Source organism: Salmonella sp. WC3 (genome assembly GCF_042932255.1).
Classification (GTDB): Bacteria; Pseudomonadota; Gammaproteobacteria; order Enterobacterales; family Enterobacteriaceae; genus Salmonella; species Salmonella enterica.
Genome location: NZ_CP170629.1, coordinates 3,086,355 through 3,099,838, shown reverse-complemented (window position 1 = coordinate 3,099,838; position 13,484 = coordinate 3,086,355). Strand labels below are relative to the sequence as shown.

The window sequence follows — 13,484 nt, the reverse complement described above, 5'->3', positions numbered from 1 at the left end:
TTTAGCGAAATGTCGTCGCGGCGACAACTGGAATATGAAAGCAAGGCGTTACGTGCGATTAGCGTTTATGCTGAAAGGTCAAATAAAGGAGAAAAGTATGTTTACCCTGAGCTGGCAGCCGCCTTACGACTGGTCGTGGATGTTGGGCTTTCTTGCCGCGCGTGCGGTGGACGGCGTGGAAACGGTAGGCGAGGGCTTTTATGCGCGCAGCCTGGTGGTGGGCGAGCATCGCGGACTGATCAGCGTGAGCCCCCATCTGCCCACCCACACTGTGCAGGTCAGCGTGAGCGCCGGATTACTTCCCGTCGCGCCGGCGTGTTTGGCGAAGGTTTCGCGTCTGTTTGATCTTGACTGCCAGCCCGCGCAGGTTGCCGCCGTGCTGGGGCCACTGGGCGAGGACAGACCGGGGCTGCGTTTACCGGGATCGGTTGATACGTTTGAACAAGGCGTGCGGGCGATACTGGGGCAACTGGTGAGTGTCGCGATGGCGGCCAGGTTGACGGCGAAAGTGGCGCGCCGCTATGGCGAGGCGTTGCCGGATGCGCCCGATTATGTCTGTTTTCCCGGTCCGGAAACGCTGGCGTTGGCCGATCCGCTGGCGCTTAAAGCTCTGGGGATGCCTCTGCGGCGCGCCGAAGCGCTGATTCATCTGGCGCAGGCGACGCTGGCGGGAAAACTGGCGCTCGCCGCGCCGCCGGATATTGAGCAGAGCGTTAAAAATTTACAAACGTTTCCGGGAATTGGCCGCTGGACGGCGAACTATTTCGCCCTGCGCGGTTGGCAGGCAAAAGATATCTTTTTACCCGATGATTACTTAATTAAGCAGCGCTTTGCCGGGATGACGGCCGCGCAGATCCGTCGCTACGCGGAGCGCTGGAAACCGTGGCGTTCCTACGCGCTACTGCATATCTGGTATACCCACGGCTGGCAACCGTCAATGGATAGCGAAGTAACTGGTATTCAGTAACAAATCCAGCGGTTGCGCTTCAGCGATAGTGTCGCCATAAATCAGATCCACGCCAATACGGGAGAGCGTATCCAGCACCTGTGGGTTTTGTACCGGCCCGGCGAGCGTTTTGATGTCCAGATGTTGGGCGTGTCCCTGGATGATCGAGGTCAGCATTTCATCCATTAAACTTTCATGAACGTTGGCGATAAGGTCGCTATCCAGCAGTAAATAATCGGCGATATGCGGGGTCAGTAAATTAAACAGCTGTAAATCGCGCCCGACATGGCTGAGAATCACCTGGCAGCCGCGTTGCCGCAGTTTTCGCAGAGTCGCAGCGGCGGTCTGCGCCTGCTTAACGATAACGCCAGCCGGGATAATCAGATGTAATAACCGTGGCGGTAGTGGGCTATGCTCCAGTTGTTCCAGCAGCTCATCAATAAGGGTCGCGCTGTATAATCCTGCGGCGGACAGCGGCAGCGCAACGCTTAATCCCTTGCTGGCGACGGCGGTCGCCGCATGGTGGAAAAACTCATGGAATACCCGTCGGTCAAGCGCGTGATGCAGCGCGGAGTCGGCTAACCCTGCCCGGAACGCGCGCTCTTCCATCACTTCCCCTTCGCTGGTCCACAGCCTGAGTGAGACCAGCCAAAAGCTGGTGGCCTCCGGCGTACGCGGCGGCGCGACGTTTCTGGCAAGCATCAGCAGGTGGTTATTTTTAATCATATGCCACTGTTCTTCCAGCGGCATCATTCCCTTTGAGGAGGTTAATGCGTGCTGCGGTTCGTACACGGTCAGACGGCCTCGACCGCTATTTTTCGCGGCGTAGCAGGCAATATCGGCCTGAGACACGACCTCTGTGAGCTGGCAGTTATGTTCATTTATCATTGTGATCCCGGCGCTGGCGCCGATCCGATGCAGGCGTCCTTCCCACATAAAGTGATATTCATTAATGGCGTTGATAAGCCGCGTCGCGATAAAGCGCGCGCTGTCACTATTACAATCCGGCAGCAACAGGCCAAACTCATCGCCACCCAGACGGGCCAGGAGATCGCCGGATCGAAGCATACTGAGCATCAGTGACGCGAGCTCGCGCAATAAGGCATCGCCGGCGGCATGTCCCGCGCTGTCGTTAACCGCTTTAAAACGGTCCAGATCGATAAACACCAGCGCATGATGTTGAGGCGATTCCTGTATTGTTTGCAGGCGCTGTTGAAGCTGTTTTTCAAAACTGGCGCGGTTGGCAAGTTGGGTGAGGGCGTCATGCGTTGCGCTGTAGCTGAGCTGGCGTAACATTTTTCGTGATTCGGTAACGTCCTAGATAACCAGAACCGAACCAATCTTATCGCCATCAAGCGTACTGAGCGGCGTGATAAATATCCTCCAGCAGCGGCCCCTTATCACCTGACGTAATGCGCAGAACTGTTAATAATGGCGCGCCTAAAGCATCCTCTTGCCGCCAGCCGCTCATCTTCTCGGCGATCGGGTTCATAAAGGTGATATTCATCGCGACATCAATACACACCACCGCTTCTCCGATAGAGTCAAGCGTGATGTGCAACCGTTCTTTTTCCTGAAACAGCGCGTCGTTCGCTTGTGTAATACGTTCCATCAACCGCTGGTTTTCCTGCTCGCTTTGCTTGAGATCGTTAATGTCTTCAATCTGAGCAATAAAATAGAGAGGTTTATTGTCTTTATGACGAACCAGTGAGACGGCCAGCAGCGCCCAGACGACATCGCCGTTGCGGGTGTAGTAGCGTTTTTCCATGGAATAGCTGTTGATGTCGCCGCGCACCAGCATGTTTAGCTGTTCAAGGTCGTTATTCAGGTCTTCCGGCCAGGTCAATTGCTGAAATGTCATCGTGCGTAATTCATCCTGGCTATAGCCAAGAAAATGGCTCAGAGATTTATTGACCTGTAGCCACTGACCCTCCGTACCGACCAGCGCCATACCAATGGCGGAATACTCCATCGCGTTGCGAAAGCGGGATTCGCTCTCGGTGATATGTTTACGCTCCGTGCGAAACGCGTACATCACCATCGTCATCATATTGGCAGGCAGCAGGATCATTAAAAAAGGCAGCCACGGCATATTGACCATCACGTCGGTTTTCGGCGTGGCGAGCAGCGTGGGGTCATTGGCCAGCATGAGCGAGACCACGATAACGGTAGCTAAAAAAATTAAAAACGCCTCCATTCGCGGCAGGCGCACCGCACTCCACATCAACAGGACGATAACGCACGTAAACGGCCACGGAATATAGCGCATAGCGAGCCAGCTTAGCGCCAGCGTAATGACCAGCGTCAATAGCGTTTCCAGCAACAGATGCGGGTCGCGATGACGCAACAGATAGTGTGGTTTAAACAGTAAACCTAACGGCACCAGCGTCAGCGCGCCGATGGCTTCCGATAATACCCAAATCAGAAACGCTTTCGAGGCGACCGCTTCCGGCGCTATTAGCCAAAATAACAGGCCGCCGAGTAGCGGCGGAATCACGGCGCTGCCGATAGCCAGACGAAACCAGTCATTCAAATTTTGTAAGGGGTTGTAGCTGGGGAGCAGTTTTCGCAGCAGTATCGCGCCAGTGGCCGCCTCGATAATATTTATTGCCGTCCAGCTAAAGTTAAGCGAGGCGGCAGGAAATAAAGTCAGTGAGGCGCCGATGCTGCCGAGCGAGCAGGCGACCGCGATCCCTGGCCACAGACGGCCCGCATGGCGGTAAAACGCGACCATCATAATGGAGGTGGGGAACCACAGCGGCGCGAGTTGGGTGCCGACACGCGATAATACGAGCGAAAAGAGCGTAAAGACAAACGCGACCAGGCCTAAACTGACCAGACGCAATAGCGGGTGGGGGACGGTAACGAAAACATGTTGGGATGGTTTACTCATTACCACTCTATCCGAATCGCCGGTAACGTCGCGGAATACCGGACGCGTCAGTTTACTCTGTGATTATGCTAGTATAAACGCGTAATGATTTATACGCTGGCTGAATATAAATTGTGGCTCCCGGCGTATTCCTCCTCCAGACGGGTCGATAAAACCGCTGCCCGCGTTAAAACTGAACGCTTTTACGTCGCGACGTCGAATGCGCCGCCAACAAATTCACCGTGGCATAGCGCCGGACTGGTATCGCGCTGCTGAAATCCCTATAATTGCCGCGTTTGGCGTTTCGGCGCCCCCTTCCTTACATCCAGGTTAATCAGGTCGCTAAATTTATGACTGATCAGTCTCATCAGTGCGTCATTATCGGTATCGCTGGCGCATCGGCTTCCGGCAAGAGTCTTATTGCCAGTACCCTTTACCGCGAATTGCGTGAACAAGTGGGTGACGAACATATTGGCGTTATTCCCGAAGACAGTTATTACAAAGATCAAAGCCATCTGTCGATGGAAGAACGCGTAAAAACTAACTATGACCATCCGAATGCGATGGATCACAGCCTGCTATTTCAGCATCTTCAGGCGCTCAAGCGCGGTTCGGCGATTGAATTACCGGTATACAGTTATGTTGAGCATACCCGTATGCAGGAAACGGTTCGCGTAGAACCGAAGAAAGTGATTATTCTTGAAGGTATTCTGTTACTGACCGACGCGCGTTTGCGTGAAGAGATGAACTTCTCTATTTTTGTCGATACGCCGCTGGATATCTGTTTGATGCGCCGTATCAAACGCGATGTGAACGAGCGTGGTCGCTCAATGGATTCTGTGATGGCGCAATATCAGAAAACGGTGCGTCCGATGTTCCTGCAATTTATTGAGCCTTCCAAACAATATGCGGATATTATCGTGCCGCGCGGCGGTAAAAACCGCATCGCTATTGATATTCTGAAAGCGAAAATCAGCCAGTTCTTTGAATAAATCTGGCGAATTGTGTACCGTTCAGTGATAACCTGGTTAGCCCTTGATGTGCTTGATTTAAGGGCTTGATGCGCGAAAGGAGAAAGTGCCATGCGTTTATGCGACCGAGATATTGAAGCCTGGCTGGATGAAGGCCGTTTGTCTATCACCCCGCGACCTCCCGTAGAGCGCATTAATGGCGCGACGGTCGATGTACGTCTTGGCAATAAATTTCGAACCTTCCGTGGCCATACGGCGGCGTTTATCGATCTGAGCGGGCCGAAAGATGAGGTCAGCGCGGCGCTGGATCGCGTGATGAGCGATGAAATCGTTTTGCCGGACGGCGAGGCATTTTATCTGCATCCGGGCGAGTTGGCGCTGGCTGTCACCTTTGAATCCGTTACCCTGCCGCCGGATTTAGTGGGCTGGCTGGATGGTCGTTCCTCGCTGGCGCGTCTGGGGCTGATGGTACATGTGACGGCGCACCGTATCGATCCCGGCTGGTCGGGCTGCATTGTGCTTGAGTTTTACAACTCCGGGAAGCTGCCGCTGGCGTTGCGTCCGGGTATGCTCATCGGCGCGCTGAGCTTTGAGCCGCTGTCCGGCCCGGCGGCGCGGCCTTATAACCGCCGTCAGGATGCCAAATATCGCGATCAGCAGGGCGCTGTTGCCAGCCGGATTGATAAAGACTGAGCCATTCGGCGCAATACTGCCGGTCCATTGAGGGTAGCATGAGACGATTTCTGACGACGCTGATGATTCTCCTGGTCGTACTGGTGGCCGGATTCTCTGCGTTGGTATTGTTGGTCAATCCGAATGATTTCCGCGCCTATATGGTGCAGCAGGTTGCCGCGCGTAGTGAATATCAGTTGCAACTGGACGGGCCGCTGCGCTGGCACGTATGGCCGCAACTCAGCATCCTTTCCGGGCGAATGACGCTAACGGCGCGAGGCGCCAGCGAACCGCTGGTGCGGGCTGACAATATGCGCCTGGATGTCGCTTTATGGCCGCTATTGAGTCATCAGCTTCATGTTAAGCAGGTGATGCTGAAAGGCGGGGTGATTCAATTGACGCCGCAAACGGAAGCGGTACGCAGCGATGATGCGCCGGTCGCGCCGAAAGATAATACCTTGCCGGACATAGTGGAAGATCGCGGCTGGTCGTTTGATATTCGTAGCCTGCGCGTTGCCGACAGCGTGCTGGTTTTCCAGCATGAAAATGATGATCAGGTCACGGTGCGCGATATTCGTCTGAATATGGAACAAGATGCCGAGCATCGCGGCACGTTTGATTTTTCGGGACGCGTGAACCGCGATCAGCGGGATCTTGCTTTATCGTTCAGCGGAACGGTGGATGCTTCCGATTATCCGCATAATTTAACCGCGGGTATTGAGCAACTGCGCTGGCAATTGCAGGGCGCGGATTTACCGGCGCAGGGGATTGAGGGGCAGGGACAACTGCAGGCTCAGTGGCAGGAAGCGCAAAAACGTCTTTCATTTAACCACTTAAATTTAACGGCGAATGACAGTTCTCTGACCGGACACGTTCAGGTAACGCTGGCGGAGCAGCCGGAATGGCAAATTGACCTCCAGTCCAGCAAGCTTAATCTGGACAACCTGTTGCCGCATCATAGCGCCGTGGCGCAGACAGGCGGCGCGGTGTCGCAGGGGCAAAATACGCTCCCCCTGACCAGGCCAGTTATCGCGTCGCGTGTTGGTGCGCCGCCTTATCAGGGGCTGCAAAGCTTTACGGCGGAGATTGCTTTACAGGCGGATTCAGTTCGCTGGCGGGGAATGGACTTTACCCAGGTTTCGACGAAGATGTCTAATCAGGCCGGATTGCTGGATATTACTGAGTTGCAGGGGAAACTGGCCGACGGAGAGATGTCGCTGCCCGGCACGCTGGACGCCCGCACCGCCAGTCCGCGCATCGAATTCCACCCTCGCCTCAACCATGTTGAGATTGGGACTATCCTGAAAGCCTTCAATTATCCGATTAGCCTGACCGGTAAGATGTCGCTGGTTGGCGATTTCTCCGGGGCGGATATTGACGCGGAGGCATTTCGCCACAGCTGGAAAGGAAAAGCGCATGTTGACATGAGCAATACGCGCCTCGAAGGAATGAATTTCCAGCAACTGGTGCAGCAGGCCGTAGAGCGAAGCGGCGGCGACGCGCAGCAGTCGCAGGAAAATATGGACAACGCGACCCGACTGGATCGCTTCACGACCGATCTGACGCTAAATAAGGGCACGCTGACGCTCGACGACATGGTCGGGCAATCTTCTATGCTGGCGTTAACCGGCAGCGGAACGCTGGATCTGGTTAAGCAGAGCTGTGATACACAATTTAATCTGCGTGTGCTGGGCGGCTGGAACGGCGATAGCAACCTGATCACCTTCCTGAAAGAGACGCCAGTGCCGTTGCGCGTCTATGGCAAGTGGCAGGAGCTGAACTATACCCTGCAAGTGGATCAGTTATTGCGTAAGCATTTACAGGATGAGGCGAAGCGTCGGCTCAATGACTGGGCGGATCGCAATAAAGATACCCGCAACGGTAAAGATGTGAAGAAGCTGCTGAATAAGCTGTAGTTTTTGGCCAAAGGGCAGAGCCGGATGGCGAGGCTAACGCGCCTCCGGCCTGCCTGGTAAGCAGGCCGGGGCAGGCGAACAGACGTTACATCTCCTGGTCTGGCTCGCCGTTATGCAGCGGAATTAACTGCACTTTCTGCACTCGATGGCTTTCTACCTGCAATGTTTTCAGCAAATAATCGCCCACCTGAACCTCTTCACCGGTTTGCGGTATGCGTTGCAAATATTCCATCAATAATCCGGCAATCGTATGGTATTCCCGTTTTTCATCCAGCGGTAGCGGCACGTACTGCACCAAATCCTCCAGCGGCATATGGCCGTTTGCTGTCCAGGAACCGTCCGGGTTCTTCTGAATATCGTGGCGGGCGTCAATTTCCTCGACTTCATTCGGCAGATTACCGGCGATAGTCTCCATGACATCGCTTAATGTCACAATGCCTTCAACCGAGCCAAACTCATCTACGACAAAGGCAAAATGGGTTCTGGCGTTACGGAACTGCTCCAGCGCAGGCAGCAGCGGCAATGTTTCCGGGAAAACCAGCGGTTGGCGAATCAGCGCCCGCAGGTTGAGCGGTTCGCCGCGCAGCGATTGTTGCAACAGATCGATGACGTGGACGACGCCGAGTAAATCTTCCTGTTCATTTTCACCCGTCACGACCAGACGCGTATGCTGGTTCTTTTCCAGCAGAGCGCGGATTTCCGCTTCCGGCGCGTTGAGATCGATATGCTCGATATCGTGACGCGACGTCATGATGCTACTTACGGTGCGCTGGTTGAGATTCAGCACCCGCTCAATCATCCTGCGCTCCTGCGGATTAAAAATCTGGCTGTCGTCATGGTCTGCCAGCATCGCGGCGGTTTCCGCATCCAGTTCGGCATCCTCTTTTTTACCGCTAATCAGCCGCATCACGGCCTCCGTTGTGCGCTGGCGCAGCGTATGGTTAGCGGAAAGAAAACGGCGGCGGTTAAAAATAGCCAGTTGGTTGAGCGCCTCGATCATCACCGAGAAGCCGATAGCCGCGTACAGATACCCTTTCGGAATGTGGAAACCAAACCCTTCCGCCACCAGGCTAAAGCCGATCATTAGCAGGAAGCTAAGGCACAAAATGACAATGGTGGGATGGTTGTTCACAAATCGGGTCAGGGACTTGCTGGCGAGCAGCATCAGGCTAATGGCGATTATCACTGCCGCCATCATGACCGCCAGGTGATCGACCATCCCCACGGCGGTAATCACGGAGTCGAGAGAAAAGATAGCGTCCAGCACCACGATTTGCGCGACCACCGCCCAGAATTTCGCCCCCTTACGCTGGGTAGGGTTGGCGCTATCTTTCCCTTCCAGCCGTTCGTTGAGCTCCATGGTGGCTTTAAAGAGCAGGAAGAAGCCGCCGAACAGCATAATCAGATCGCGGGCGCTGAAGCTTAACGCCTGTACGCTAAAGAGCGGCTTAGTCAAGGTGACCAGCCACGAGATTGACGCCAGCAGCAGCAGGCGCATGATCATCGCCAGTATCAGGCCGGTAATGCGCGCGCGGTCGCGCTGCCCCGGCGGTAGTTTTTCAGCGAGGATGGCAATAAAGACCAGGTTATCAATGCCGAGAACAAGTTCGATAACGATTAACGTTACCAGTCCGGCCCAGATTGACGGATCGGCAATCCATTCCATAGTAAGAGCAATACCTTCTGTAATATGACAATTGTCACAATTCGATCATGGATAATACGGCGGAAAAATGCAATGCCGCAGCGCAATTTATCTTTGTTACTCGGCTATAAAATAACTTTAAAATAGCCGTAATGTTTCTGTCAGAAACTAAATAATGTCAAGAATATATTTAGGAAATATCGCAGGTGGAGTGGAGTAAATAAATATTGTCAACATCAATAAAATCCTAAAATCATCTGTTAATTCATTTAATATTAATCTTAAAAATATAGAATGGCGGGTTTGTTACCTTGCCTGTCATTAGGTTAGCTGCAACAATTCTTGCAGGATTAAGATAGCGCGCTTAAATATCCTGTCACGACATCGAGAAAACTATTAATACGTAACCTTTATTTCGCTGAAGATTTTTATCTGAACGAGGATGAAATCGGAGGGGAATGCGAAAATTTAGAATAATCAGTGTATTGGTAGCTAAGAAGCCAGGGGCGGTAGCGTGCCTGAAAGCCTGAATATAAGCCTTTATTATTCTGTCAATAGCCTGCGGATGAATTGATTTTTTTTCAGAATGATGCCAGTTAATTTTCTCTGCTATTAACTGAAAGGTAAATGTGCACGGACGAAGCCGCTATTTAAATTGCACAGGATAATGACTCTGCCAAAGTGATAAATAATCAATGATGAAATCCAAAATGAAATTGATGCCATTATTGGCGTCGCTCAGCTTGATAAGTGGTTGCACAGTACTTCCGGGCAGCAATATGTCTACGATGGGGAAAGATGTGATCAAACAGCAAGACGCTGACTTTGATCTCGACCGGATGGTCAATGTGTATCCGCTGACGCCACGGTTGGTTGAGCAATTACGCCCGCGGCCCAATGTCGCGCAACCGAATATGTCGCTGGACCAGGAGATCGCCAGCTATCAGTATCGCGTCGGGCCTGGCGATGTGCTGAATGTCACCGTCTGGGATCACCCGGAATTGACCACGCCAGCGGGCCAGTACCGTAGCTCAAGCGATACCGGCAACTGGGTACAGCCGGACGGCACCATGTTTTATCCCTACATTGGCAAGGTTAGCGTCGTCGGTAAAACTTTGTCAGAGATTCGCAGCGATATTACCGGGCGTTTAGCGAAGTACATCGCGGACCCACAGGTGGATGTCAATATCGCCGCTTTCCGCTCGCAAAAAGCGTATATCTCCGGCCAGGTGAATAAATCCGGTCAGCAGGCCATTACTAACGTACCGCTAACCGTCCTGGATGCGATTAACGCTGCGGGCGGCCTGACCGATATGGCGGACTGGCGCAACGTCGTGTTGACGCACAACGGCAAAGAACAGCGCATTTCGCTACAGGCGCTGATGCAAAATGGCGATCTTAGTCAGAACCGCTTGCTCTACCCTGGCGACATTCTGTATGTGCCGCGCAATGACGATCTGAAAGTCTTTGTCATGGGCGAAGTGAAAAAACAGAGCACCCTCAAAATGGATTTCAGCGGCATGACGCTCACCGAAGCATTGGGCAATGCGGAAGGCATCGATCTGACCACCTCCAACGCCAGCGGCATTTTTGTGATTCGTCCGTTGAAAGGCGAGGGGGAACGCGGCGGCAAGATCGCCAATATCTACCAGCTTGATGTGTCTGACGCCACGTCATTAGTGATGGCGACGGAATTCCGACTTCAGCCTTACGATGTGGTGTACGTCACGACCGCGCCGGTTGCTCGCTGGAACCGTCTGATCAATCAGTTGCTGCCGACCATTAGCGGTGTCCGTTATATGACGGATACGGCCAGCGACATTCATTCCTGGTAATCGTTATGTTTAACAAAATCTTAGTGGTCTGTGTGGGGAATGTTTGCCGTTCCCCGACGGCAGAACGTTTGCTAAAGCGCTTTCATCCTTCGCTGACGGTAGCGTCCGCCGGGTTAGGCGCGCTGGTCGGCAAAGGCGCCGATCCTGCGGTGGCGAGCGTGGCGAGCGCCCACGATCTGTCTTTGGAAAATCACTGCGCAAGGCAAATTTCCGCGCGTCTGTGCCGGGAATATGACCTGATTCTGACGATGGAGAAACGTCACATCGCCGCCCTGTGCGACATTGCGCCGGAAATGCGCGGCAAGGTAATGCTGTTTGGTCATTGGGACAGCGAGCGTGAAATACCGGACCCGTATCGCAAAAGCCGCGATGCGTTTGAGGCGGTGTACACATTACTGGAAAGGTCTGCCCGCCAGTGGGCGCAGGCACTGAATGCAGAGCAGGGAAAACCATGACAGAAAAAGTAAAACAATCTGCGGCGGCTACGGGTAGCGATGAAATCGATATTGGGCGTCTGGTCGGAACGGTGATTGAAGCGCGTTGGTGGGTGTTGGGGACGACGGCCATATTTGCGCTGTGCGCGGTAATTTATACGTTCTTCGCCACGCCCATCTATAGCGCCGATGCGCTGGTGCAGATTGAACAAAACGCCGGTAATTCGCTGGTACAGGATATCAACAGCGCATTAGCGAATAAGCCGCCGGCTTCCGATGCGGAAATTCAGCTCATTCGATCGCGCCTGGTGCTGGGGAAGACCGTTGACGATCTGGATCTGGATATTGCCGTCACCAAAAACACTTTTCCGCTCTTTGGCGCCGGGTGGGAACGGCTGATGGGGCGTCACAATGAAATGGTGAAAGTCACGACATTCACCCGACCAGAGACGATGAGCGGACAGATCTTCACCCTCAAAGTGCTGGGCGACAAACGTTATCAGTTGGTTAGCGACGGCGGATTTAGCGCGCAGGGCGTTGTGGGCCAGCCACTCAATAAAGACGGCGTGACGATGCGGGTAGAGGCGATTGACGCCCGTCCTGATACAGAATTTACGGTGAGTAAATTCTCAACGCTTGGCATGATTAATAACCTGCAAAATAACCTCACCGTAACGGAAACCGGCAAAGATACCGGCGTTCTGAGCCTGACGTTCACGGGAGAGGATCGCGACCAGATCCGCGACATTCTCAACAGTATTACCCGTAACTATCTGCAACAGGATATTGCGCGGAAATCTGAAGAGGCGGGGAAGAGCCTGGCGTTTCTGGCAAAACAACTGCCGGAAGTCCGCAGCCGTCTGGATGTGGCGGAAAACAAGCTAAACGCTTTCCGCCAGGATAAAGACTCGGTGGATTTACCGCTGGAGGCGAAGGCGGTGCTCGATTCGATGGTTAATATCGACGCCCAGTTGAATGAGTTGACGTTTAAAGAGGCGGAAATTTCCAAGCTCTTTACCAAAGCGCATCCGGCTTACCGCACCCTGCTGGAAAAACGTAAAGCGCTGGAAGATGAAAAAGCCAAACTGAACGGGCGGGTGACGGCAATGCCGAAAACCCAGCAGGAGATTGTGCGTTTGACCCGTGATGTGGAGTCCGGCCAGCAGGTTTATATGCAACTGCTTAATAAACAGCAGGAGCTGAAAATCACCGAAGCCAGCACCGTTGGCGACGTGCGCATCGTTGACCCGGCGATTACCCAGCCGGGCGTGCTGAAGCCGAAAAAGGCGTTGATTATTCTCGGCAGCATTATTCTGGGATTAATGTTATCGATTGTCGGCGTGCTGCTGCGCTCGCTGTTTAATCGCGGTATCGAAAGCCCGCAGGCGCTGGAGGAGCACGGGATCAGCGTCTATGCCAGTATTCCGCTGTCGGAATGGCAAAAAGCGCGCGATAGCGTCAAAACCATTAAAGGGATTAAGCGTTACAAGCAGAGCCAACTGCTGGCGGTGGGCAATCCGACCGATCTGGCGATTGAGGCGATTCGCAGCCTGCGCACCAGCCTGCATTTCGCCATGATGCAGGCGCAAAATAATGTACTCATGCTCACAGGCGTCAGCCCCTCTATCGGTAAAACCTTTGTTTGCGCCAACCTGGCGGCCGTCATCAGCCAGACGCATAAACGGGTATTACTGATCGACTGCGATATGCGCAAGGGCTACACCCATGAACTGCTCGGCACCAATAACGTGGACGGCTTATCTGACATTCTGGCGGGCAAAGGCGAGATAGCCTCCTGCGCGAAACCCACGGCGATCGCTAATTTTGATCTTATTCCGCGCGGTCAGGTGCCGCCTAATCCATCGGAACTGCTGATGAGCGAGCGCTTCGGCGAGCTGATCGCCTGGGCAAGCAGCCGCTACGATCTGGTATTAATCGACACGCCGCCGATTCTGGCCGTGACGGACGCCGCGATTGTGGGTCGTCACGTCGGGACGACGCTGATGGTGGCGCGTTATGCCGTCAACACTTTAAAAGAGGTGGAAACCAGTCTGAGCCGTTTTGACCAGAATGGCATTCAGGTCAAAGGCGTCATTCTCAACTCCATTTTCCGCCGGGCGACGGGCTACCAAGATTATGGCTATTACGAGTATGAATACCAGTCAGATTCCAAATAAAAAATAAGGCGTGCCG

8 protein-coding genes and 1 pseudogene are annotated in these 13,484 nt (G+C 53.7%); 7 read left to right on the top strand and 2 right to left on the bottom strand.

What is annotated here, in order from left to right:
• Positions 1 to 97: 97 nt before the first annotated feature.
• The gene (gene alkA, locus ACFK9X_RS15275) at positions 98 to 967 is read left to right on the top strand and encodes a DNA-3-methyladenine glycosylase 2 (RefSeq protein ID WP_151116917.1); all 870 of its coding nucleotides are present in this window, start codon (positions 98 to 100) and stop codon (positions 965 to 967) included.
• On the opposite strand, the pseudogene ACFK9X_RS15270 reads toward alkA, so the two are convergent.
• Positions 935 to 3,839 (bottom strand): annotated as a pseudogene (locus ACFK9X_RS15270) (MASE1 domain-containing protein). The gene alkA and the pseudogene ACFK9X_RS15270 sit on opposite strands and share 33 nt — an antisense overlap.
• A 329-nt stretch (positions 3,840 to 4,168) precedes the next feature.
• On the opposite strand from ACFK9X_RS15270, the gene udk reads away from it, so the two are divergent.
• From udk to asmA, 3 genes are all read left to right on the top strand, one after another.
• Positions 4,169 to 4,810 (top strand): uridine kinase, encoded by a 642-nt coding sequence (gene udk, locus ACFK9X_RS15265; protein WP_000132082.1) that lies wholly within the window; start codon positions 4,169 to 4,171, stop codon positions 4,808 to 4,810.
• Between the two features lie 90 nt (positions 4,811 to 4,900).
• Positions 4,901 to 5,482 (top strand): dCTP deaminase, encoded by a 582-nt coding sequence (dcd, locus tag ACFK9X_RS15260; protein WP_001234783.1) that lies wholly within the window; start codon positions 4,901 to 4,903, stop codon positions 5,480 to 5,482.
• A 38-nt stretch (positions 5,483 to 5,520) separates the two neighbouring features.
• Positions 5,521 to 7,377, top strand: coding sequence for an outer membrane assembly protein AsmA (gene asmA / locus ACFK9X_RS15255; protein WP_151116915.1), 1,857 nt, complete (start codon positions 5,521 to 5,523; stop codon positions 7,375 to 7,377).
• A gap of 85 nt (positions 7,378 to 7,462) precedes the next feature.
• Here asmA and ACFK9X_RS15250 read toward each other — a convergent pair whose 3' ends face one another.
• Positions 7,463 to 9,043, bottom strand: coding sequence for a TerC family protein (locus ACFK9X_RS15250; RefSeq protein WP_000454713.1), 1,581 nt, complete (start codon positions 9,041 to 9,043; stop codon positions 7,463 to 7,465).
• Between the two features lie 674 nt (positions 9,044 to 9,717).
• Between ACFK9X_RS15250 and ACFK9X_RS15245 the strand changes: the two genes are divergently transcribed.
• The 3 genes from ACFK9X_RS15245 to wzc are packed head-to-tail and all read left to right on the top strand — an operon-like array spanning position 9,718 to position 13,468.
• Positions 9,718 to 10,857, top strand: a complete 1,140-nt coding sequence (locus ACFK9X_RS15245; protein WP_079840085.1) for a polysaccharide export protein — start codon at positions 9,718 to 9,720, stop codon at positions 10,855 to 10,857.
• Positions 10,858 to 10,862: 5 nt separating this feature from the next.
• Positions 10,863 to 11,312, top strand: a complete 450-nt coding sequence (gene wzb, locus ACFK9X_RS15240; protein ID WP_151116913.1) for a low molecular weight protein-tyrosine-phosphatase Wzb — start codon at positions 10,863 to 10,865, stop codon at positions 11,310 to 11,312.
• Complete coding sequence (wzc, locus tag ACFK9X_RS15235) at positions 11,309 to 13,468, top strand: tyrosine-protein kinase Wzc (protein WP_023261719.1); 2,160 nt, start codon at positions 11,309 to 11,311, stop codon at positions 13,466 to 13,468. Before wzb ends, wzc begins: the two co-directional genes overlap by 4 nt.
• Positions 13,469 to 13,484 lie beyond the last annotated feature (16 nt).

Coding starts and splice junctions, on each gene's coding strand:
- alkA (WP_151116917.1), top strand. CDS start 98: ATGTTTACCCTGAGCTGGCAGCCGCCTTACGACTGGTCGTGGATGTTG.
- udk (WP_000132082.1), top strand. CDS start 4,169: ATGACTGATCAGTCTCATCAGTGCGTCATTATCGGTATCGCTGGCGCA.
- dcd (WP_001234783.1), top strand. CDS start 4,901: ATGCGTTTATGCGACCGAGATATTGAAGCCTGGCTGGATGAAGGCCGT.
- asmA (WP_151116915.1), top strand. CDS start 5,521: ATGAGACGATTTCTGACGACGCTGATGATTCTCCTGGTCGTACTGGTG.
- ACFK9X_RS15250 (WP_000454713.1), bottom strand. CDS start 9,043: ATGGAATGGATTGCCGATCCGTCAATCTGGGCCGGACTGGTAACGTTA.
- ACFK9X_RS15245 (WP_079840085.1), top strand. CDS start 9,718: ATGATGAAATCCAAAATGAAATTGATGCCATTATTGGCGTCGCTCAGC.
- wzb (WP_151116913.1), top strand. CDS start 10,863: ATGTTTAACAAAATCTTAGTGGTCTGTGTGGGGAATGTTTGCCGTTCC.
- wzc (WP_023261719.1), top strand. CDS start 11,309: ATGACAGAAAAAGTAAAACAATCTGCGGCGGCTACGGGTAGCGATGAA.